This window comes from Streptomyces piniterrae (assembly GCF_005048155.1).
Taxonomy (GTDB): Bacteria; Actinomycetota; Actinomycetes; order Streptomycetales; family Streptomycetaceae; genus Streptomyces; species Streptomyces piniterrae.
On the sequence record NZ_SUMB01000007.1, the window covers coordinates 150,960 to 172,101 of the forward strand.

At 71.7% G+C, this 21,142-nt stretch carries 25 protein-coding genes; 21 read left to right on the forward strand and 4 right to left on the reverse strand.

The genetic code is table 11. The features are described from left to right. Positions 1-251: 251 nt before the first annotated feature. Genes hisD through hisF form a run of 8 tightly spaced genes read left to right on the forward strand, consistent with a single transcriptional unit; the run spans position 252 to position 6,012 of the window. Positions 252-1,577, forward strand: coding sequence for a histidinol dehydrogenase (gene hisD / locus FCH28_RS21095; RefSeq protein ID WP_136741634.1), 1,326 nt, complete (start codon positions 252-254; stop codon positions 1,575-1,577). Between the two features lie 8 nt (positions 1,578-1,585). Continuing rightward, positions 1,586-2,704 carry a histidinol-phosphate transaminase gene (locus FCH28_RS21100; RefSeq protein WP_136741875.1) on the forward strand — a complete coding sequence of 373 codons (1,119 nt, stop codon included), beginning with the start codon at positions 1,586-1,588 and terminating at the stop codon, positions 2,702-2,704. After that, positions 2,701-3,294: an imidazoleglycerol-phosphate dehydratase HisB gene (hisB, locus tag FCH28_RS21105; protein WP_136741635.1), complete on the forward strand. Its 594-nt coding sequence runs from the start codon at positions 2,701-2,703 to the stop codon at positions 3,292-3,294. Before FCH28_RS21100 ends, hisB begins: the two co-directional genes overlap by 4 nt. Next, on the forward strand, positions 3,291-3,455 hold the full coding sequence (locus tag FCH28_RS38210; protein ID WP_169314213.1) for a hypothetical protein: 165 nt from the start codon (positions 3,291-3,293) through the stop codon (positions 3,453-3,455). The genes hisB and FCH28_RS38210 overlap by 4 nt, the downstream gene beginning before the upstream one ends. Continuing rightward, on the forward strand, positions 3,452-4,099 hold the full coding sequence (hisH, locus tag FCH28_RS21110; RefSeq protein WP_136741636.1) for an imidazole glycerol phosphate synthase subunit HisH: 648 nt from the start codon (positions 3,452-3,454) through the stop codon (positions 4,097-4,099). Before FCH28_RS38210 ends, hisH begins: the two co-directional genes overlap by 4 nt. A 20-nt stretch (positions 4,100-4,119) precedes the next feature. Beyond that, the gene (gene priA, locus FCH28_RS21115; protein ID WP_136741637.1) at positions 4,120-4,842 is read left to right on the forward strand and encodes a bifunctional 1-(5-phosphoribosyl)-5-((5-phosphoribosylamino)methylideneamino)imidazole-4-carboxamide isomerase/phosphoribosylanthranilate isomerase PriA; all 723 of its coding nucleotides are present in this window, start codon (positions 4,120-4,122) and stop codon (positions 4,840-4,842) included. A gap of 22 nt (positions 4,843-4,864) precedes the next feature. After that, on the forward strand, positions 4,865-5,260 hold the full coding sequence (locus FCH28_RS21120) for a Rid family hydrolase (protein WP_136741638.1): 396 nt from the start codon (positions 4,865-4,867) through the stop codon (positions 5,258-5,260). Continuing rightward, the gene (gene hisF, locus FCH28_RS21125) at positions 5,257-6,012 is read left to right on the forward strand and encodes an imidazole glycerol phosphate synthase subunit HisF (protein ID WP_136741639.1); all 756 of its coding nucleotides are present in this window, start codon (positions 5,257-5,259) and stop codon (positions 6,010-6,012) included. Before FCH28_RS21120 ends, hisF begins: the two co-directional genes overlap by 4 nt. A 29-nt stretch (positions 6,013-6,041) precedes the next feature. On the opposite strand, the gene FCH28_RS21130 is transcribed toward hisF, so the two are convergent. From FCH28_RS21130 to FCH28_RS21140, 3 genes are read right to left on the reverse strand one after another with little or no spacing between them, the layout of a single operon-like run. After that, positions 6,042-6,785 (reverse strand): succinate dehydrogenase/fumarate reductase iron-sulfur subunit, encoded by a 744-nt coding sequence (locus tag FCH28_RS21130; RefSeq protein ID WP_136741640.1) that lies wholly within the window; start codon positions 6,783-6,785, stop codon positions 6,042-6,044. Further along, positions 6,782-8,767, reverse strand: coding sequence for a fumarate reductase/succinate dehydrogenase flavoprotein subunit (locus FCH28_RS21135; RefSeq protein WP_136741641.1), 1,986 nt, complete (start codon positions 8,765-8,767; stop codon positions 6,782-6,784). Before FCH28_RS21135 ends, FCH28_RS21130 begins: the two co-directional genes overlap by 4 nt. Position 8,768: 1 nt before the next feature. Continuing rightward, positions 8,769-9,473, reverse strand: a complete 705-nt coding sequence (locus tag FCH28_RS21140) for a succinate dehydrogenase cytochrome b subunit (RefSeq protein WP_136741642.1) — start codon at positions 9,471-9,473, stop codon at positions 8,769-8,771. A 95-nt stretch (positions 9,474-9,568) separates the two neighbouring features. On the opposite strand from FCH28_RS21140, the gene FCH28_RS21145 reads away from it, so the two are divergent. Beyond that, positions 9,569-10,465 carry a LysR family transcriptional regulator gene (locus FCH28_RS21145; RefSeq protein WP_136741643.1) on the forward strand — a complete coding sequence of 299 codons (897 nt, stop codon included), beginning with the start codon at positions 9,569-9,571 and terminating at the stop codon, positions 10,463-10,465. A gap of 76 nt (positions 10,466-10,541) precedes the next feature. Continuing rightward, on the forward strand, positions 10,542-11,174 hold the full coding sequence (locus tag FCH28_RS21150; RefSeq protein WP_136741644.1) for a TIGR03085 family metal-binding protein: 633 nt from the start codon (positions 10,542-10,544) through the stop codon (positions 11,172-11,174). A gap of 37 nt (positions 11,175-11,211) precedes the next feature. Here FCH28_RS21150 and FCH28_RS38215 read toward each other — a convergent pair whose 3' ends face one another. Then, on the reverse strand, positions 11,212-11,349 hold the full coding sequence (locus tag FCH28_RS38215; RefSeq protein WP_169314214.1) for a hypothetical protein: 138 nt from the start codon (positions 11,347-11,349) through the stop codon (positions 11,212-11,214). 24 nt (positions 11,350-11,373) lie between these two features. On the opposite strand from FCH28_RS38215, the gene hisI reads away from it, so the two are divergent. From hisI to lgt, 11 genes are all read left to right on the forward strand, one after another. After that, complete coding sequence (hisI, locus tag FCH28_RS21155; protein ID WP_136741876.1) at positions 11,374-11,853, forward strand: phosphoribosyl-AMP cyclohydrolase; 480 nt, start codon at positions 11,374-11,376, stop codon at positions 11,851-11,853. A gap of 11 nt (positions 11,854-11,864) precedes the next feature. After that, positions 11,865-13,412, forward strand: a complete 1,548-nt coding sequence (locus FCH28_RS21160) for an anthranilate synthase component I (protein WP_136741645.1) — start codon at positions 11,865-11,867, stop codon at positions 13,410-13,412. A gap of 135 nt (positions 13,413-13,547) precedes the next feature. Continuing rightward, complete coding sequence (locus FCH28_RS21165) at positions 13,548-14,210, forward strand: TIGR02234 family membrane protein (protein WP_136741646.1); 663 nt, start codon at positions 13,548-13,550, stop codon at positions 14,208-14,210. An 84-nt stretch (positions 14,211-14,294) separates the two neighbouring features. Then, positions 14,295-14,540, forward strand: coding sequence for an HGxxPAAW family protein (locus tag FCH28_RS21170; RefSeq protein ID WP_136741647.1), 246 nt, complete (start codon positions 14,295-14,297; stop codon positions 14,538-14,540). A 232-nt stretch (positions 14,541-14,772) separates the two neighbouring features. Beyond that, the gene (locus FCH28_RS21175; protein ID WP_136741648.1) at positions 14,773-15,249 is read left to right on the forward strand and encodes a DUF2752 domain-containing protein; all 477 of its coding nucleotides are present in this window, start codon (positions 14,773-14,775) and stop codon (positions 15,247-15,249) included. A 241-nt stretch (positions 15,250-15,490) separates the two neighbouring features. Then, a complete protein-coding gene (gene trpC, locus FCH28_RS21180; protein ID WP_136741649.1) occupies positions 15,491-16,300 on the forward strand; it encodes an indole-3-glycerol phosphate synthase TrpC in 810 nt (269 codons plus the stop codon). 25 nt (positions 16,301-16,325) lie between these two features. Then, positions 16,326-16,565 (forward strand): tryptophan biosynthesis modulator TrpM, encoded by a 240-nt coding sequence (gene trpM / locus FCH28_RS39300; RefSeq protein ID WP_136741650.1) that lies wholly within the window; start codon positions 16,326-16,328, stop codon positions 16,563-16,565. Between the two features lie 195 nt (positions 16,566-16,760). After that, a complete protein-coding gene (gene trpB / locus FCH28_RS21190) occupies positions 16,761-18,008 on the forward strand; it encodes a tryptophan synthase subunit beta (protein ID WP_136741651.1) in 1,248 nt (415 codons plus the stop codon). After that, positions 18,008-18,838: a tryptophan synthase subunit alpha gene (gene trpA, locus FCH28_RS21195; RefSeq protein ID WP_136741652.1), complete on the forward strand. Its 831-nt coding sequence runs from the start codon at positions 18,008-18,010 to the stop codon at positions 18,836-18,838. Before trpB ends, trpA begins: the two co-directional genes overlap by 1 nt. A gap of 91 nt (positions 18,839-18,929) precedes the next feature. Beyond that, the gene (locus tag FCH28_RS21200; RefSeq protein ID WP_136741653.1) at positions 18,930-19,799 is read left to right on the forward strand and encodes a DsbA family protein; all 870 of its coding nucleotides are present in this window, start codon (positions 18,930-18,932) and stop codon (positions 19,797-19,799) included. A gap of 112 nt (positions 19,800-19,911) precedes the next feature. Beyond that, a complete protein-coding gene (gene lgt, locus FCH28_RS21205) occupies positions 19,912-21,060 on the forward strand; it encodes a prolipoprotein diacylglyceryl transferase (protein WP_136741654.1) in 1,149 nt (382 codons plus the stop codon). Positions 21,061-21,142: the final 82 nt, after the last annotated feature.

Consider the following 21,142-nt stretch of genomic DNA (forward strand, 5'->3'; position numbering starts at 1 on the left):
CGGTCTGCCGTGCGTCCGCCGGGCCGGTGCACACCCGTCCCGTGCGTGTCCCCGTACGCCTCGTGGACCCCCTGCCCGCCGGGTGACTGCTTGAACACGGGAGGTCAGGGCCAACTCCGGTCAACTTCGGCTGACCGGTCCCGCACGCCCCTCCTGCGTCCGGCCCGCCATGCGTCCAGGTGGTGTATCGCTGTGTATCACTGAGTGATACGCGCGGACGGCGGCGAGATCGGGTCTGAGACACTGGGGGCGTGATCTCCCGAATCGACCTGCGCGGTGACGCCCTCCCCGAGGGCGGCGCCCTGCGCGATCTGCTGCCCCGTGCCGAGTTCGACGTGGAAGCCGCCCTGGAGAAGGTGCGGCCCATCTGCGAGGACGTACGCCATCGCGGCACCGCGGCGCTGATCGACTACGCGCGGCGGTTCGACGGCGTCGAGATCGAGCGGGTCCGGGTCCCCGTCGAGGCCCTGCACAGCGCCCTCGACGAGCTGGATCCGGCCGTCCGGGCCGCCCTGGAGGAGTCCATCCGGCGCGCCCGGATCGTGCACCGCGAGCAGCGCCGCACGGACACCACGACCAAGGTCGTCCCCGGCGGCACCGTCACCGAGCGCTGGGTGCCGGTCGAGCGGGTGGGTCTCTACGTACCGGGCGGCCGCTCGGTCTACCCCTCGTCCGTCGTCATGAACGTCGTCCCCGCGCAGGAGGCCGGCGTCGAGTCCCTCGCCGTCACCTCGCCGCCCCAGGCGGACTTCGGTGGCCTGCCGCACCCCACCATCCTCGCGACCTGCGCCCTCCTCGGCGTCGACGAGGTCTACGCCGCCGGTGGCGCCCAGGCCATCGCGATGTTCGCGTACGGCACCGACGAGTGCCGGCCCGCCAACCTCGTCACCGGCCCCGGCAACATCTACGTCGCCGCCGCCAAGCGACTGCTCAAGGGCCGGATCGGCATCGACTCCGAGGCCGGTCCCACCGAGATCGCGATCCTCGCGGACGACACCGCCGACCCGGTCCATGTCGCCGCCGACCTGATCAGCCAGGCCGAGCACGACCCGATGGCCGCCGCCGTCCTGGTCACCGACTCGGTGGAGCTGGCCGAGAAGACCGAGAAGGAGCTGGAGCCGCAGATCGCGGCCACCAAGCACGTCGAGGACCGGATCGTCCCGGCGCTGTCCGGCCGGCAGTCCGCGATCGTCCTCGTCGACGGCCTCGACGAGGGCCTCAAGGTGGTGGACGCCTACGGCGCCGAGCACCTGGAGATCCAGACCGCGGACGCCACCGCCGTCGCCGCCCGGGTCCGCAACGCCGGCGCGGTCTTCGTCGGCCCGTACGCCCCGGTCTCGCTCGGCGACTACTGCGCCGGCTCCAACCACGTCCTGCCCACCGGCGGTTGCGCCTGCCACTCCTCGGGGCTGTCCGTGCAGTCCTTCCTGCGCGGTATCCACGTCGTGGACTACTCGCGCGACGCCCTGGCCGAGGTCGCCCACCATGTCGTGACCCTCGCCGAGGCCGAGGACCTTCCGGCCCATGGCGCCGCGCTGAAGGCAAGGTTCGACTGGAAGGTCCCGCAGAGCAAGTGAGCAGGCACGTGACCCGCATCGACGATCTCCCCATCCGGGACGAGCTGCGCGGCAAGTCCCCGTACGGCGCGCCGCAGCTGGACGTCCCGGTACGTCTGAACACCAACGAGAACCCCTACCCGCTGCCCGAGCCGCTGGTCCGGCGGATCGCCGAGCGGGTGACCGAGGCCGCCCGCCGGCTCAACCGCTACCCCGACCGGGACGCCGTCGAGCTGCGCACCGAGCTGGCCCGGTACCTCTCCCGCACCGGCGGCCACGAGGTCACCAAGGACCAGGTCTGGGCCGCCAACGGCTCCAACGAGATCATCCAGCAGCTGCTGCAGACCTTCGGCGGGCCCGGCCGCACCGCGATCGGCTTCGAGCCGTCGTACTCCATGCACGCGCTGATCTCCCGCGGCACCGGCACCGGCTGGCTCTCCGGACCGCGCACCGAGGACTTCACCATCGACGTCGGGGCGGCGGTCGCGGCCATCGCGGAGCACCGGCCCGACGTGGTCTTCATCTGCTCGCCGAACAACCCCACCGGAACCGCCGTCGACGCGGACACCGTCCTCGCCCTCTACGAGGCGGCGCAGACGGCGAAGGCGGACTCCGCGGGGGCGCTGGTGGTCGTCGACGAGGCGTACGGCGAGTTCAGCCACCGCCCCTCGCTGCTCCCGCTGATCGAGGGCCGGCCGAACCTGGTGGTCTCCCGGACCATGTCCAAGGCGTTCGGCGCCGCCGGGCTCCGCCTCGGCTATCTGGCCGCCGACCCCGCCGTGGTCGACGCCGTCCAGCTGGTCCGGCTGCCGTACCACCTCTCGTCCGTCACCCAGGCCACCGCGCTCGCCGCCCTGGAGCACACCGACACGCTCCTGAAGTACGTCGAGCAGCTCAAGGCCGAGCGGGACCGCCTGGTCACCGAGCTGCGCGCGATCGGCTACGAGGTGACCGAGTCGGACGCCAACTTCGTGCAGTTCGGGCGGTTCCGGAGCGCGCCCGAGGTCTGGCAGAAGATCCTCGACCGGGGAGTCCTGGTCCGTGACAACGGCGTACCGGGGTGGCTTCGGGTCACCGCCGGCACGCCCGCAGAGAACGACGCGTTCCTCGATGCGGTTCGCGAACTGAAGAAGGAGCAGAGCTCATGAGCCGGGTAGGACGGGTCGAGCGCACCACCAAGGAGACGGCGGTCCTCGTCGAGATCGACCTCGACGGGACGGGACAGGTCGACGTTTCGACCGGTGTCGGCTTCTACGACCACATGCTCGACCAGCTCGGCCGGCACGGCCTCTTCGACCTCAAGGTCAAGACCGACGGCGATCTGCACATCGACACCCACCACACCATCGAGGACACCGCCCTCGCGCTGGGCGCCGCGTTCAAGCAGGCCCTCGGCGACAAGGTCGGCATCTACCGCTTCGGCAACTGCACCGTCCCGCTGGACGAGTCGCTCGCCCAGGTCACCGTCGACCTCTCCGGCCGCCCGTACCTGGTGCACACCGAGCCGGAGAACATCGCGCCGATGATCGGCAGCTATGACACGACGATGACCCGGCACATCCTGGAGTCCTTCGTCGCCCAGGCGCAGATCGCGCTGCACGTACACGTCCCGTACGGCCGCAACGCCCACCACATCGTGGAGTGCCAGTTCAAGGCCCTGGCCCGCGCGCTGCGCTACGCCAGCGAACGCGACCCGCGCGCGGCCGGAATTCTCCCCTCCACGAAGGGCGCACTGTGAACGGCCTGTCCACCGTCTTCATCCTCGTAGGGCTCTTCCTGCTCGGCGGCGTCTACTCCTTCTGGAAGCAGCAGCTGCCCAAGAGCGTCATCACGCTGCTCGCCATAGGCTCCGCGATGTGCCTGGTCGCCGGTGTGCTGCGGCTGGAGGTGTGGAATTGACCGCCGTATCCCGTAGGAAAGTCGTCGTCTTCGACTACGGCTTCGGCAACATCCGCTCCGCCGAGCGCGCCCTGGCGCATGTCGGCGCCGACGTGGAGGTCACCCGGGACTACGACCGGGCGATGAACGCCGACGGCCTGCTGGTTCCCGGCGTCGGCGCCTTCGCCGCCTGCATGCGGGGCCTGAAGGAGGCCCGCGGCGACTGGATCGTGGGCCGCCGGCTCTCCGGGGGCCGCCCCGTCATGGGCATCTGCGTCGGCATGCAGATCCTCTTCGCCCGCGGCATCGAGCACGGTGTGGAGACCGAGGGCCTGGACGAGTGGCCCGGCACGGTCGGCCCGCTCAAGGCCGACGTCGTCCCGCACATGGGCTGGAACACGGTCCAGGCGCCCGAGGACTCCCGCCTCTTCGCCGGCACGGCCCCCGACGCCCGCTACTACTTCGTGCACTCCTACGCGGTGCACGACTGGGAGCTGGAGGTCGGCAACCCGCACATCGCCGCGCCCAAGGTCACCTGGGCCCGGCACGGCGAGCCGTTCGTCGCCGCCGTGGAGAACGGTCCGCTGTGGGCCACCCAGTTCCACCCCGAGAAGTCCGGCGACGCCGGCGCCCAGCTCCTGACCAACTGGATCAAGACCCTGTGAGTCCCGAAGTGAGCCCCGAAATGCCGAAGCTTGAACTCCTCCCCGCCGTGGACGTCCGCGACGGCCAGGCCGTCCGCCTCGTGCACGGCGAGTCCGGCTCCGAGACCTCCTACGGCGACCCGCTGCAGGCCGCCCTCGCCTGGCAGCAGGCCGGTGCGGAATGGCTGCACCTGGTCGACCTCGACGCGGCCTTCGGCACCGGCGACAACCGGGCGCAGATCGCCGAGGTCGCCCGCTCCATGGACATCAAGGTCGAGCTGTCCGGCGGCATCCGCGACGACGCGTCGCTGGCCGCCGCGCTGGCCACCGGCTGCAAGCGGGTCAACCTCGGCACCGCCGCACTGGAGACCCCGGAGTGGGTCGCCAAGATCATCGCCGAGCACGGCGACAAGATCGCGGTCGGCCTCGACGTCCGCGGCACGACCCTGCGCGGGCGCGGCTGGACCCGCGACGGCGGCGACCTCTACGAGACCCTGGCCCGCCTGGACGCCGAGGGCTGCGCCCGCTACGTCGTCACCGACATCAACAAGGACGGCACGCTCCAGGGCCCCAACCTGGAGCTGCTCAAGAACGTCTGCGCGGCCACCGACCGCCCCGTGGTCGCCTCCGGCGGCGTTTCCTCCCTCGACGACCTCCGGGCGATCGCCACCCTGGTACCCGAAGGTGTGGAGGGCGCGATCGTCGGCAAGGCGCTCTACGCGAAGGCGTTCACCCTGGAAGAGGCACTGGCAGCAGTGTCGTAACGGTGTACCGGAAGGCGGCGTGATGACCATCGAGCGGGTACGGACCGACAGTCACTGGGAAGCGGCCATCGGCTGCGCCCGCGCCGTCGCGGCCGGCGACCGGGTTCTGGTCGCCGGCACGATGCCGCTGGTCGACGGCGTCCTCCAGGGTGAGGGCGACCCGTACGAGCAGGCCAGGGCCGCCTTCGGCAACGCGCTCGCGGCACTCAAGCCGTTCGGCCTCGGCGCCGACGCGGTGGTGCGTACGCGGGTGTATCTCACCCACCTGCGCGACGTGGACGCGGCCGCCCGCGCGCACAAGGAACTGTTCGACGCCCATCCGCCCGCCTCGACCCTGGTCGTGGTCTCCGGCTTCGTCGACTCCCGCGTCCTGGTCGAAGTGGAACTAGAAGCATGCAGAGAGGTCCGAACGACATGACCCTGGCGGTCCGAGTCATCCCTTGCCTGGACGTCGACAACGGCCGGGTCGTCAAGGGCGTCAACTTCCAGAACCTGCGCGACGCGGGCGACCCCGTCGAGATGGCCAAGATCTACGGCGAGGAGGGCGCCGACGAGCTGACCTTCCTCGACATCACCGCCTCCTCCGGCAACCGCGAGACGACGTACGACGTGGTCCGCCGGACCGCCGAGCAGGTCTTCATCCCCCTCACGGTCGGCGGCGGCGTCCGCACCACCGAGGACGTCGACAAGCTGCTGCGCGCCGGAGCCGACAAGGTGGGCGTCAACACGGCGGCCATCGCCCGCCCCGACCTGATCCGCGAGATCGCCGAACGCTTCGGCAGCCAGGTCCTGGTCCTGTCGGTGGACGCCCGCCGCACCGCTGCCGGAGCCTTCGAGGTCACCACCCACGGCGGCCGCCGCTCCGCCGGCATCGACGCCGTCGAATGGGCGCACCGCGCCGCCGAGCTGGGCGCCGGCGAGATCCTGCTCAACTCCATGGACGCCGACGGCACCAAGGACGGCTACGACGTGGAGATGATCGAGGCCGTCCGCAAACACGTCACCATCCCGGTCATCGCCTCCGGCGGCGCCGGCAAACTCGACCACTTCGCCCCGGCCGTGGCCGCCGGCGCCGACGCGGTCCTGGCCGCCTCCGTCTTCCACTTCGGCGACCTGCGCATCAGCGAGGTCAAGGGCGCACTGCGCGAGGCGGGGCACCCGGTGCGCTGACCCGTGGCGCCCCGCCGGGATCGGGGCGGTCAGCGCCCCTTCCGCGCCGCCCGTACGAACTCGCGGTTCATCGTGGTGATGCTGAAGAGCGGGATGCCCTTGGGGCAGGCGGTGGCGCACTCGCCCGTGTTGGTGCAGCCGCCGAAGCCCTCCGCGTCCATCCGGCCCACCATGTCCAGGACCCGGCTCTCGCGCTCCGGGGCGCCCTGGGGCAGCGAGTTGAGGTGGACGACCTTGGCCGAGGTGAAGAGCATCGCCGACCCGTTGGGGCAGGCCGCCACGCAGGCACCGCAGCCGATGCACTCGGCGTGCTCGAAGGCGGTGTCGGCGGCCGGCTTGGGGACGGCCGTGGCGTGCGCCTCGGGCGCGGCGCCGGTCGGTGCGGTGATGTAGCCGCCGGACTGGATGATGCGGTCGAACGCGGACCGGTCGACGACCAGGTCCTTGACGACGGGGAAGGCGGCGGCACGCCAGGGCTCGACGTCGATGGTGTCGCCGTCCTTGAAGGACCGCATGTGCAGCTGGCAGGTGGTGGTCCGCTCCGGGCCGTGGGCGTCGCCGTTGATGACCAGGCTGCAGGCGCCGCAGATGCCCTCGCGGCAGTCGTGGTCGAAGGCGACCGGGTCGTCACCGGCGAGGATCAGCTTCTCGTTGAGGGTGTCGAGCATCTCCAGGAACGACATGTCGGAGGAGATGCCGTCGACGTCGTAGGTGGCCATCGCGCCGGGGGCGTCGGGGTTCTGCTGGCGCCAGACGCGCAGGGTGAGCCTCATGCGTAGCTCCGCTGAGTGGGGTGGACGTACTCGAAGACCAGGTCTTCCTTGTGCAGGGTGGGAGCCGCGCCGGTTCCGGCGCTGTGTTCTCCCGGGGGACGACCCCCGGAGCCCCCGTGTTCCCAGGCGGCCACGTAGGAGAACTCCTCGTCGTGGCGGGCGGCCTCGCCGTCCGGGGTCTGCGACTCCTCGCGGAAGTGGCCGCCGCAGGACTCCGCGCGGTGCAGCGCGTCGAGGCACATCAGCTCGGCGAGTTCCAGATAGTCGACGATGCGGTTGGCCTTCTCCAGCGACTGGTTGAATTCCTCGCCGGTGCCCGGCACCTTGATGCGCCGCCAGAATTCCTCGCGGATCTGCGGAATACGGTCGAGGGCCTTGCGCAGCCCTTCCTCGGTGCGGGCCATTCCGCAGTACTCCCACATGAGTTCACCGAGCTCCCGGTGAAAGGAGTCGGGGGTGCGGTCGCCGTCCACGGCCAGCAGCGCGGCAAGCCGTTCGTCGGTCTCCCGCACCGCCGCGACCGCCGCCGGATGCCCGGCGTCGACCTCGTCGTGGTGCGGATTGCGGGCGAGGTAGTCGTTGATGGTCGACGGGAGGACGAAATAGCCGTCGGCCAGGCCCTGCATCAGCGCCGAGGCCCCGAGGCGGTTGGCGCCGTGGTCGGAGAAATTGGCCTCACCGATCGCGAACAGGCCCGGGACGGTGGTCTGCAGGTCGTAGTCGACCCACAATCCGCCCATGGTGTAGTGCACGGCGGGATAGATCCGCATCGGGACCTCGTACGGATTCTCCGCGGTGATCCGTGCGTACATGTCGAAGAGGTTGCCGTATTTCTCCTCGACCTTCGCCTTTCCCATGCGTGCGATGGCGTCCGCGAAATCCAGGTAGACACCCTGGCCGCCGGGGCCGACGCCGCGCCCCTCGTCACACACGTTCTTCGCCGCCCGGGAGGCGATGTCGCGCGGCACGAGATTGCCGAAAGCGGGATAGATCCGCTCCAGGTAATAGTCCCGCTCGTCCTCGGGGATGTCCTTCGGCGATCGCGCGTCGCCCTTCGCCTTCGGCACCCAGATACGCCCGTCGTTGCGCAGCGACTCACTCATCAGCGTCAGCTTCGACTGGTGGTCGCCGGTGCGCGGAATGCAGGTCGGGTGGATCTGTGTGAAACAGGGATTGGCGAAGTACGCGCCGCGCCGGTGCGCCCGCCAGACCGCGGTCGCATTCGAGTTCATGGCGTTGGTGGAGAGATAGAAGACATTTCCGTAGCCACCGCTGGCGAGGACGACGGCGTCCGCGAAGTAGGTGTCGATACGGCCGGTGACCAGGTCGCGGGCGACGATGCCGCGGGCCCGCCCGTCGACGACGATCACATCCAGCATTTCGGTGCGGGCATGCAGATTCACGTTCCCCGCGGCTGTCTGCCGGGAGAGCGCCTGATAGGCGCCGAGCAGCAGCTGCTGCCCCGTCTGGCCGCGGGCGTAGAAAGTACGGGAGACCTGGACGCCGCCGAAGGAACGGGTGTCGAGCAGCCCGCCGTATTCGCGGGCGAACGGCACACCCTGTGCCACGCACTGGTCGATGATCTCGACGGATATCTGCGCGAGACGGTGGACATTCGACTCCCGGGCGCGGAAGTCGCCGCCCTTGACGGTGTCGTAGAAGAGCCGATGGATGGAGTCGCCGTCGTTCCGGTAGTTCTTCGCGGCGTTGATACCGCCCTGCGCGGCGATGGAATGCGCCCGGCGCGGCGAGTCCTGATAGCAGAACTGCTCGACGTGGTAGCCCTGTTCGGCGAGCGTGGCCCCCGCGGCGCCGCCCGCGAGCCCGGTGCCGACGACGATGACGGTGTGCTTGCGGCGGTTGGCCGGGTTCACCAGCTTGGCCTCGAAGCGGCGGGTGTCCCAGCGCTCGGCTATCGGCCCCTCGGGCGCTTTGGTGTCGACGACCGGCGCGCCGGTCGGGTAGTCGGTGTATGCGGTCACGTCAGCTCACCAATCCGGTCATGACGGCGACGGGTACGGAGACGAAGCCCACGGTCAACAGCAGCGCGAGCAGATTGGCGGTGGTTTTGAGAACGCGGTCGCGGCCGGGCCGGTTGGCGCCCAGCGTCTGCGCGGCACTCCAGAACCCATGCCGGATATGCAGCCCGAGGGCGAGCATCGCGACGATGTAGACGACGTTGCCGTACCAGGTGGAGAAGGTGGCGACGACATTCGCGTACGGGTGGCCGCTCGCGGCGCGCGGATTCACCGTCAGCGTCGTCAGATCCAGAATGTGCCAGACGAGGAAAAGGCCGAGGATGACACCGCCCCAGCGCATTGTCCGGGTGGCGTAGGAGGCGCGGTGGCGCTTATGGGAATACTTCATCGGCCGGGCGGCGATATCGCGCCGGCTGAGCTGATAGGCCGCCACCGCATGGGTCAGCACGGCGGCGAGCAGCACCACCCGCGCGATCCACAGGAACCACTCGTGGTGCAGAAAGGGCTCGCCGATCGTCCGCAGCCACGCCGCATAGGCGTCGAAATCCGCGGCCCCGAAGAAGATCTTGAGATTGCCCAGCATATGGACGACCAGATACAGCAGCATCACGATGCCGCTGACGGCCATCGCCGTCTTCTTGCCGACGGTCGAGTGCCACAGAAGGCCCGTGAAGGACGGCCGTCGATCCGTCCGAGTGTCCAGTGCCATGAGTCCTGACGTTAGGGACCGGCGGTCCGATCAGTCCAAGACATGGTCCGGCTCATATCCATAGGCGGAACCTATCGTCGCCTAATATCGCGGCCATGCAGTTGCAGCAGCTCCGCTATTTCACCGCGGTGGCCGACACCCGCCACTTCACCCGCGCCGCCGAGCGCGAGCATGTCGCCCAGCCCTCCCTCTCACAGCAGATCCGGTCCCTGGAAAGGGAGTTGGGCGCCGACCTCTTCCATCGCGCCCGCGGCCACATCACCCTCACCGACGCCGGCGAGACGCTGCTGCCGCTGGCCCGCCGGATCCTCGCCGACGCCGAGACCGCCCGCCGCGAGGTCCAGGAGGTCGCCCAGCTGCGCCGCGGCCGGCTCCGCCTCGGCGCCCCGCCCAGCCTCTGCGCCAGCCTCGTCCCCGACGTCCTCAGCGCCTTCCACGCCACCTACCCGGGCGTCGAGCTGATCGTCAACGAGGACGGCTCACAGGACCTGGTCCGCGCCCTCGCCGACGGCGAACTCGACCTGGCCCTGATCATCACCCCGCTCCCCGGCCAGGCCCCCGCCCTCGCCACCTCCGACCTGCTCCGCGAGGAACTCGTCGTGGTCTCGGCCCCCGACCGTCCGGCGCCGGCCGGACGCCGCACCCGCATCCGTATCGAGGATCTGCGCGACCGCCCGCTGGCGATGTTCCGGCGCGGCTACGACCTGCGGGAATTCACCACCGCGGCATGCCGCGCAGCCGGCTTCGAGCCGGTGTTCACCGTGGAGGGCGGCGAGATGGACGCCGTCCTCGGCTTCGTACGCGCCGGGCTCGGCATCGCCGTCGTCCCCAGCATGGTCGCCGAACGCTCCGGTCTGCGCGTCACCCGCTTCGCGACCCCCGGCATGCACCGCGTCATCTCGGTGGCCCACCGCGGCGACGTCTCCCCGCCCCGGGCGGCACGGGAGCTGGAACGCATCCTGATGGAGCATGTGGATCTGGGGACGTCCTGACGGGGCGGGACACGGGGCGGGACATGTCAGGCGCGGCGCCGTGGCACCGCCCCCACCCCGGTCGTAGGCTGACCGCATGTCGACCCATGCGAAGCGTGAACGGCTGCTCCTCGCCGACCTGTTGGAGAGCGCCGGCCCCGACGCGCCGACGCTGTGCGAGAACTGGACGACGCGGCAGCTGGCCGCGCACGTCGTGGTGCGCGAACGGCGGGCGGACGCGGCCGGCGGGCTCGTCATCAAGCCGCTGGCGGCCCGGCTGGAGCGGGTGCAGGCCGAGTTCGCCGCCAAGCCGTACGAGGAACTGCTCCAGCTGATCAGAACCGGTCCGCCCGGGATGTCGCCGTTCGCCTTCAAGCAGATCGACGAGGCGTCCAACACCGTGGAGTTCTACGTCCACGCCGAGGACGTACGGCGGGCGCAGCCGGACTGGACGCCGCGTGAGCTGGACCCCGTGTTCGCGGACGCGCTGTGGAAGAGGCTGGAGAAGGCGGCCCGCCTCCTGGGCCGCAAGTCGCCGGTGGGGCTGGTGCTGCGGCGGCCGGACGGCCAGACGGCGGTGGCGCACCGCGGCACTCCGGTGGTCACGGCGACCGGCGAGCCGGGGGAGCTGACGATGTTCGCGTTCGGCCGGCAGGAGGCGGCCGACGTGGAGCTGGACGGGGACAAGGAGGCCGTCGCCCGGCTGCTGGAGGCGAAGCTGGGGGTGTGAGAGCGCCACCCGGGGCGAACACCTCGCCGCCGCGTTGTCAGCCCCGCAATAACAGCACCATGCCCACCACCACCGCCGCCAGGAACACCGCACCCAGCACCACCACGGCGACCTTCCCGGCCCGGTCCGGATCCGGCGGCGGTGGCGGCGGCACGGGCGGCGGCTGCTGATCCATGCCAGCAGCATGCCGCACGGCACAATGGACACCATGAGCAGCCGCGCCACCACCCCTGACACCGAGCTGGACCCGAGCATCGCCGCCCGCCTCAAGCGCGGCCCCGACGGACTGGTCCCCGCCATCGCCCAGCAGTACGACACCGGCGAGGTGCTGATGCTCGGCTGGATGGACGACGAGGCGCTGCACCGCACGCTCACCACCGGCCGCTGCACCTACTGGTCCCGCAGCCGTCAGGAGTACTGGGTCAAGGGCGACACCTCGGGCCACTTCCAGTACGTCAAGTCCGTCGCCCTCGACTGCGACGCCGACACCGTCCTCGTCAAGGTCGACCAGGTCGGCGCCGCCTGCCACACCGGCGCCCGCACCTGCTTCGACGCGGACGTCCTCGCCACCGACCCGGCCGCCGCCCCCTCCGCCCCCTCTTCCTCCGGCACCACCGCCCCCGGCGCCTCCGCTCCCGCCACCCCCGGCACCTCCACTCCCGCCACCCCCGCCCAGTAGGCTCCGCTGCCATGACCACGGGAACCACCGGCACCGCCACTCCGGACCTCGACACCTTCCGTACGCTCGCCAAGGACCGGCGGGTCATCCCCGTCACCCGCCGCCTGCTCGCGGACGGCGACACCCCGGTGGGGCTGTACCGAAAACTCGCCGCCGAACGCCCCGGCACCTTCCTCCTGGAATCCGCCGAGAACGGCCGTACGTGGTCGCGTTACTCCTTCATCGGCGTGCGCAGCGCCGCCACCCTCACCGCCCGCGACGGCCAGGCGCACTGGCTCGGCACCCCGCCCGTCGGCGTGCCCACCGACGGCGACCCGCTCGCCGCCCTGCGCGCCACCGTCGAGGCGCTGCACACCCCCCGCGACCTCATCGAGGGCACCGGCCTGCCGCCCTTCACCGGCGGCATGGTCGGCTACCTCGGCTACGACATCGTGCGCCGGCTGGAGAAGATCGGCGAGCAGACCACCGACGATCTCCGGCTGCCCGAGCTGACCATGCTGCTCACCTCCGACCTGGCGGTCCTCGACCACTGGAACGGCACCGTCCTGCTGATCGCCAACGCCATCAACCACAACGACCTCGACACCGGCATCGACGAGGCCTACGCCGACGCGGTCGCCCGGCTGGACACCATGGCCGACGACCTGGCCCGCCCCGCGCCCGCCAGCGCCGCCGCGCTGCCCCCGTCCGCCGTTCCCCCGTACACCGCGGAGTGGGGCGGCCAGGACTTCCAGGACGTCGTCGAGGACATCAAGGAGCGCATCCGGGCCGGCGAGGCGTTCCAGGTGGTGCCCTCCCAGCGCTTCGAAACCCCCTGTACGGCAAGCGCGTTGGACGTCTACCGGGTGCTGCGGGCCACCAACCCGAGCCCGTACATGTACCTCTTCCGCTTCGAGGGCGGCGACGGCGACGGTGCGAGCGGCGGCTTCGACGTCGTCGGCTCCAGCCCCGAGGCGCTGGTCAAGGTCGAGGGCGGCCGGGCGATGGTGCACCCCATCGCCGGCACCCGCCCGCGCGGCGCCACCGTCCAGGAGGACCAGGCGCTGGCCGACGAGCTGATGGCCGACCCCAAGGAGCGCGCCGAGCACCTGATGCTGGTCGACCTGGGCCGCAACGACCTGGGCCGGGTCTGCGAGCCCGGCAGCGTCGAGGTCGTCGACTTCATGTCGGTGGAGCGCTACAGCCACGTCATGCACATCGTGTCCACGGTCACCGGACAGGTCGCCGACGGCCGTACCGCCTTCGACGTACTGACCGCCTGCTTCCCGGCGGGCACCCTGTCGGGCGCGCCCAAGCCGCGCGCCATGCAGATCATCGAGGAACTGGAGCCGACCCGGCGCGGCCTGTACGGCGGCTGCGTCGGCTATCTCGACTTCGCCGGCGACTCCGACACCGCCATCGCGATCCGTACCGCGCTGCTGCGGGACGGCACCGCCTACGTCCAGGCCGGCGCCGGCATCGTCGCCGACTCCGACCCGGTCGCCGAGGACACGGAGTGCCGCAACAAGGCCGCGGCGGTGCTGCGCGCCGTGCACACGGCCAACCACCTCGGGAAGTAGCCGGAGCCGGTCCGGACCCGCCCCGCGCGGCATGCGTCCACGGGCGGGACCACCAACGGCTCCTGCCCCGGCCCGCCCCGCCGCGGGGCACCCCGCGCGGCATCCGTCCGCGGCCGGTAGGCGATAGTGGTACGCGTGAGTGCCGTACCCCAGCCCCGTACAGACGCCGAGCCGCTCGACCAGGCCGCCGAGCGGCCCGCCGCGTCCGGCGGCGCCCGGCGCAGCCTCGCCTTCGCGCTGCCGGCCGGCGCGGTCGGCGCCGGCCTCGCGCTGCTCGCCGCCAGCCGCACCTGGGCCCAGGGCACCGCTGTCCTGGCCCAGGGGGAGCTGCCGCGCAGCGTGACCGGCGGCGATGTGACCGGCGTGCCCGGCGCGCTGGCCGTCGTCGGCCTGGCCGCGCTGGTCGCCGTCTTCGCCGTCCGCCGGGCCGGCCGGATCACGGTCGCCGCGCTGCTCGCGCTCAGCGGCCTGGGCATCGTCGTCGCCGCCGTGCTCGGCAACGCCGACACCTCGGCGCTGCGCGAGAAGGCGTCCACCGCGGTCGGCCTGTCGGGTACCGATGTGCATCACGTCACGCACACCGGCTGGCCGTGGGTGGCCGCGGCCGGCGGCCTGCTGCTGCTGACCGCCGGAGTGCTCGCGCTGCTCCACGGCCGTCACTGGCCTGCCATGTCGGGGAAATACGAGCGCGCGCCGGGCGGTGCCCGCGGCCCTCGGCGTGCCGCGGCCCCGCCGGACCTGGACCGTCCGGAGGAGATCTGGAAGTCCCTGGACCGTGGTGAGGACCCGACCCGGTAGCGGTGCCGTCCCCGGCATCGGTGACAATGGTCGGCGAGGATCAAGCGCCCGTACCCCGGCGCGAGAGAGCAACGAGGAGCACTCATGTCGAGCAGTGGCCACGGACACACCCCCGCCGCCTGGACCGGCGTCATCATCTCCTTCATCGGCTTCTGCGTCGCCGGTGTCTTCATCGTGATGGCGAACGTGCCCGGCTTCTGGGCCGGCATCGTGCTGATCGGCGCCGGTGCCGTCGTCGGTGGCCTGATGCGCGCGGCCGGCATGGGCCAGGCCCCGAAGCGCGCGGCGCAGCCCGCCGTCAAGGCGCAGGCCCAGCCGCAGGAGGGCTGACCGCCCTGCTCCCGTGGCGCCGCTCCCGGCGCCACGGCCTCGCAGCACCTCGCGAAGGCGCAGCCTCCAGGCCCGCACGTCGGCTGAGAAGCTGCGCCGATGCGCGTCCGGGGCCCATACGGCGGCCGGTCCAGGCGCCGATGCGCGTCTCCGGCCCGTACCTGCGGCGGTCCTCGCCCGTACGGCGGCCCAGCACAGGCGCCCCGGCCCGGATCGCTGGACAATCGGCAGCGTGAGCGACCCCGCGGCCCAGCTACGGCCCCACGTCCGGCCGGCGGCCCCACCGGATCCGTCGGAGCCCCTGCCGGCGGCCCCGCTGCGCCGCCTCGCGGCGCCCCTCGGGACGTTCGCCGCGGTCACCGCGGCCGTGGTCTGCGTCGGCCTCGTCGACCCCAACGAGCCCGGCCACTACCCCGTCTGCCCGCTGCTGCACCTCACCGGCGTCTACTGCCCGGCCTGCGGCGGTCTGCGCAGCGCGCACGCTCTCGCGCACGGCGACCTGGCTGCGGCGCTGGGCGCCAACGCCCTCGCGGTGGCCGCCTTCGCCGCCTTCGCCGTCCTCTGGCCGGTCTGGCTCGGCCGGGCGGCCCGCGGACTCCGCACGGCCGGCCCGCGGCCGCGAGCCGTCCACTGGTGGGCGCTGGGCGGGCTGCTGCTCGCCTTCACGGTCGTCCGCAACCTGCCCTTCGGCACCGGGCTGAGCCCATGACGGGGCGACGGCACCGACCGGCTGCGCGGGCCGCCCCGTACGGCACCGAGCGCGCCCGAGCCGTGGTGCGGGCCGCCGCACAAACCACCACGAAACCCGGAGATGTCCAGGTGGTGGGATCACGGTCAACCGGATGCGAGACCTGTGCCCCATGGCGGATACCATCGGAGTGCCTGCTGGGACTGCTTTTCGCCCCATGGGTCCCTGTCCACCTCCACCGTTCTAGAAGGAGGCCGCTCGCGTGAGTGTGCTCGACGAGATCATCGACGGGGTCCGCGCCGACCTCGCCGAGCGGCAGGCGCGTGTCAGCCTCGACGAGCTCAAGGAGCGGGCCCAGAAGGCACGCCCGGCCAAGGACGGCGTGGCGGCCCTCAAGGGCGAGAACGTGACGGTGATCTGCGAGGTGAAGCGCTCCAGCCCGTCCAAGGGCGCGCTGGCCGCGATCGCCGACCCCGCCGGGCTCGCCGCCGACTACGAGGCGGGCGGCGCGGCGGCCATCTCCGTGCTCACCGAGGAGCGCCGGTTCGGCGGCTCGCTGGCCGACCTGGAGGCGGTACGCGCCCGGGTCGACATCCCCGTCCTGCGCAAGGACTTCATCGTCACCGCCTACCAGCTGTGGGAGGCCCGTGCCTACGGCGCCGACCTGGCGCTGCTGATCGTCGCCGCGCTGGAGCAGGAGGCGCTGGTCTCGCTCATCGAGCGGGCCGAGTCGATCGGGCTGACGCCGCTGGTCGAGGTGCACGACGAGGAAGAGGTCCAGCGCGCGGTGGACGCCGGCGCCCGGATCATCGGCGTCAACGCCCGCAACCTGAAGACCCTCGAGGTCGACCGCGGCAACTTCGCCCGGGTCGCCCCCGAGATCCCGGACCACATCGTCAAGATCGCCGAATCCGGGGTGCGCGGGCCGCACGACCTGATCGCCTACGCCAACGACGGCGCGGACGCGGTCCTCGTCGGCGAATCCCTGGTCACCGGCAAGGACCCCAAGACCGCGGTCGCGGACCTGGTCGCCGCGGGCTCCCACCCGGCGATCCGGCACGGCCGGTCCTGAGCGGCCGGGCAGGGCGTACACAGACATGACCGCCACCGTCGCGAGGCTCCGCCGCCCGGCCCGGGGAGTGCACCCGGGCCCGGTCGGCGTGCGTGCCGCGGCGGGGGCCGCCCGCGTTCCCTATCCGGCGCTGGGCCGCGGCTGCCGGCCGCGCGGCTGCCGGGCGCCCGCGCGACGGGTCCACGGACGCCGGGTGAGGTATCACATCGGATCCGAGCCGGGACAGATCAACGGCATGCGATGGCGCCCGGGGTTCGCGCGCTGACGCGCAGCCCTTTCCGCGGAACCGGTATCTCCGATTCCGGGATACGGCCCTGTGCGTTCCACCGGGCGGGACCATCCACGGCTCCTGCCCCGGCCCACCCCGTCGCGGGGTGCCTGCGCGCCCGCATACCGTGATGCCCACATCCCGACATAACCGGACTTCCGGGGCGGTTGCCCCGGTAGAGGAGTGCGTCAGATGTCCTCCGAATTCTTCATTCCCGACCCCGAGGGGCGCGTGCCCAGCCCCGAGGGCTACTTCGGTGCCTTCGGCGGCAAGTTCATCCCCGAGGCGCTGGTCGCCGCGGTCGACGAGGTCGCCGCCGAGTACGAGAAGGCCAAGGCGGACCCCGCGTTCGCGGCCGAGCTCGACGACCTGCTCGTCAACTACACCGGGCGCCCCAGCGCGCTCACCGAGGTGCCCAGGTTCGCCGAACAGGCGGGCGGGGCCCGGGTGTTCCTCAAGCGCGAGGACCTCAACCACACCGGCTCGCACAAGATCAACAACGTGCTGGGCCAGGCGCTGCTCACCAAGCGGATGGGCAAGACCCGGGTCATCGCCGAGACCGGCGCCGGCCAGCACGGCGTCGCCACCGCGACCGCCTGCGCCCTCTTCGGCCTCGAATGCACCATCTACATGGGCGAGATCGACACCCAGCGCCAGGCGCTCAACGTCGCCCGGATGCGGATGCTCGGCGCCGAGGTCATCGCCGTGAAATCCGGCAGCCGCACCCTCAAGGACGCCATCAACGAGGCGTTCCGGGACTGGGTCGCCAACGTCGACCGCACCCACTACCTCTTCGGCACGGTCGCCGGACCGCACCCCTTCCCGGCCCTGGTCCGCGACTTCCACCGGGTCATCGGCGTCGAGGCCAGGCGGCAGATCCTGCAGCGCGCGGGCCGGCTGCCGGACGCCGCCCTCGCCTGCGTCGGCGGCGGCTCCAATGCCATCGGCCTCTTCCACGCCTTCCTCGGCGACGACACCGTCCGCCTGATCGGCTGCGAGCCGGGCGGGCACGGCGTCGACACCGGCGAGCACGCGGCCACCCTCACCGAGGGCACCCCCGGCATCCTGCACGGCTCCCGCTCCTACGTCCTCCAGGACGAGGACGGCCAGATCACCGAGCCGTACTCGATCTCGGCCGGTCTGGACTACCCCGGCATCGGCCCGGAGCACGCCTACCTCAAGGACGTCGGCCGCGCCGAATACCGCGCCGTCACCGACGACGAGGCGATGCAGGCGCTGCGGCTGCTGTCGCGCACCGAAGGCATCATCCCGGCGATCGAGAGCGCGCACGCGCTGGCCGGCGCCCTGGAGCTGGGCCGCGAGCTGGGCCCGGAGGGCCTGCTGCTGGTCAACCTCTCCGGCCGGGGCGACAAGGACATGGACACCGCCGCCCGCTACTTCGGACTGTACGACGGCGACAACAGCGAGGGGGAGAAGTGATGGCGGGCAATCTGGAACTGCTCAACTCCGTGCTGGCCCAGGCCCGTTCGGAGAACCGCGCCGCGCTCGTCGGCTATCTCCCGGCCGGTTTCCCGACCGTGGACGGCGGTGTGCAGGCCATGATCGCGATGCTGGACGGCGGCTGCGACATCGTCGAGGTCGGGCTGCCGCACAGTGACCCGGTCCTGGACGGCCCGGTGATCCAGACCGCCGACGACATCGCGCTGCGCGGCGGTGTGAAGATCGTCGACGTGATCCGTACGGTCCGCGAGGTGCACACCGCCACCGGGGCGCCGGTGCTCTGCATGACCTACTGGAACCCCGTCGACCGCTACGGTGTCGAGCGGTTCGCGGCCGATCTGGCCGAGGCGGGCGGCGCCGGCTGCATTTTGCCCGACCTGCCGGTCGAGGAGTCCGAGGTGTGGCGCAAGGCCGCCGAGCAGCACGGTCTGGCCACCGTCTTCGTGGTCGCGCCGAGCAGCCGGGACGAGCGGCTGGCCAAGATCACCGAGGCCGGCAGCGGCTTCGTCTACGCCGCGTCGCTGATGGGCGTCACCGGCACCCGCGAGTCCGTCGGCCGCGAGGCGCAGGACCTGGTGGCCCGCACCCGCGCCACCCCGGCGGCCCAACGTGGCCTCCCGGTGTGCGTCGGGCTCGGCGTCTCCAACCCCGAACAGGCCGCCGAGGTGGCCCGGTTCGCGGACGGCGTGATCGTCGGCTCGGCGTTCGTCAAGCGGCTGCTGGAGGCGGACGGCGACCCGGCGGCCGGTGTCGCCGGGGTCCGCGCCCTGGCAGGACAGCTGGCCGAGGGCGTACGCAAGCGCGACTAGCCGCAGCCCGCCAAGGGGCGGCGTCCCTCGATAGGGCGAACATCGGTGCGGAGGGGTGCGAGGGCACCCCTCCGCTTCGTTGTCCAAGAGCGTGAGCCAGAAGAATCCTGAGGGACAGAGCAGCGCCCGTGAGCGACTGCAGGCACAGCGTGCGAAGGAGAAGGCACGCGCCCGGCGCGGCCGCCAGCTGAAGGTCGCCGTAGCGGTGATCGCGGTGCTGGCGGTCGGTGGCGGCATCGCGGTCTGGGCGGTGTCGGCCGGCAACGAGACAAGCAGAACCGACAACGAGATGGTCCTCCCGAAGGCGGCGAGCGACGGCGACAAGCCCGCCGTCCCGGTGGGCCGGGCCGACGCCCCCTCCACCCTCACCGTGTGGGAGGACTTCCGCTGCCCCGCCTGCCGGCAGTTCGAGACCGGCTTCCGCCCGGTCATCCACGAGCTGGTGGATTCCGGCCAGCTGAAGACCGAGTACCACCTCGCGACGATCATCGACGGCAATGTCGGCGGCAAGGGCTCCCACAACGCGGCCAACGCCGCGCTCTGTGCCCAGGACGTCGGCCGGTTCCGCGAGTACCACGACGTGCTCTATTCCAGCCAACCGCCCGAGACACAGGACAAGTTCGCCGACAAGCAGTACCTCCTCCAGCTCGCCGGCAAGGTCAAGGGACTGGTGACCCCCGCCTTCACCAAGTGCGTCAACGACGGCAGGTACGACGGCTTCGTGGAGCAGTCCAACACCGCCTTCACCAAGTCGGGACTCCACGGCACGCCCACCGTCCTGCTCAACGGCACGGACCTGTCGAAGGTCAAGGGCGGGCAGGTCACCCCGGCGGTGCTCAAGAAGATGGTGCGGGACGCCAACAAGGGGAAGCAGCCGGCGAAGCCGGCGAGTCCGCAGGCGCCGGAGAGCCCGGCGAAGCCGGGGCATTCGGCCATGACGGGCAAGCCGTCAGCGCCGTAGGCACCACCGCCGGACACGCAGTGTCACGGGGCGATACGGCAGGGTCGTTACGGAGCCGTGGCCGGGGTGGGTTGCCGCCGACCCCGCCCGGCGCGGTAGCGTCGGTCCTGCCATGGACCTCGCATTCATTCCCAGCCCGTCGACCGGTGTCGTACATCTCGGCCCGATCCCGCTGCGCGGCTACGCATTCTGCATCATCATCGGCGTCTTCGTCGGCGTCTGGCTCGGCAACAAGCGCTGGATCCAGCGCGGTGGCCGCTCCGGAACCGTCGCGGACATCGCCGTATGGGCCGTGCCCTTCGGGCTCGTCGGCGGACGCCTCTACCACGTCATCACGACGTACGAGCCGTACTTCGGCAAGGACGGCCATCCCCTCGACGCGTTCAAGGTGTGGGAGGGCGGCCTCGGCATCTGGGGCGCGGTCGCGCTCGGCGCGGTGGGCGCCTGGATCGGCTGCCGCCGGCGCGGCATCCCGCTCCCCGCGTACGCCGACGCGCTGGCGCCCGGCCTCGCCTTCGGGCAGGCGATCGGCCGCTGGGGCAACTGGTTCAACCAGGAGCTCTACGGCCGGGCCACCGATGTGCCGTGGGCGCTGGAGATCAGCTCCGACCCGGCCATCGGACGGGTCGGCGGCACCTACCACCCGACCTTCCTCTACGAGTGCCTGTGGTGCATCGGTGTCGCACTGCTGGTGATGTGGGCCGACAAGCGCTTCAACATGGGCCACGGCCGGGTCTTCGCGCTCTACGTCGCCGCGTACTGCGCGGGCCGCGCCTGGATCGAGTACATGCGCGTCGACGAGGCGCACCACATCCTGGGCATGCGGCTGAACGTCTGGACCGCGCTGATCGTCGGCCTGCTGGCCATCGCCTACCTGGTGGTCTCCGCGAAGAAGCGGCCGGGCCGGGAAGCGGTCGTCGAGCCGGGGGCGCAGCTCGCGGCGGACGAGGGCCCGGATGAGTACGCAAAGGCCGAGGCGGAGGAACTCGGCCTCACGGGCGGCAAGGCCGCCGAGGACGCCGCAGGCGGCAAGGTCTCGGTCGAGAAGGCGGCGGAGGCCGAGCCGGAGGCGAAGCAGGACGGCAAGCCGGACGGCAAGCCGGACGGCAAGGACGGCAAGGACGGCAAGGCCGCCGAGCAGGACGCCGGGTCGGAGGCGACGCCCGACGCGGACGCCGGGGCCGGGGAGTCCGACGGCGACGGCGGTTCCGACGGCGACGCAGCCAAGGCCGCCGGGAGCGGCGGCACCAAGAAGTCCTGACGCCACGCGTCAGCAGCCGGTAAGCGCCGGGTGGACCCGATACGTCGGGTCCGCCCGGCGCTTCGTCGTTCCCGCCCGCACG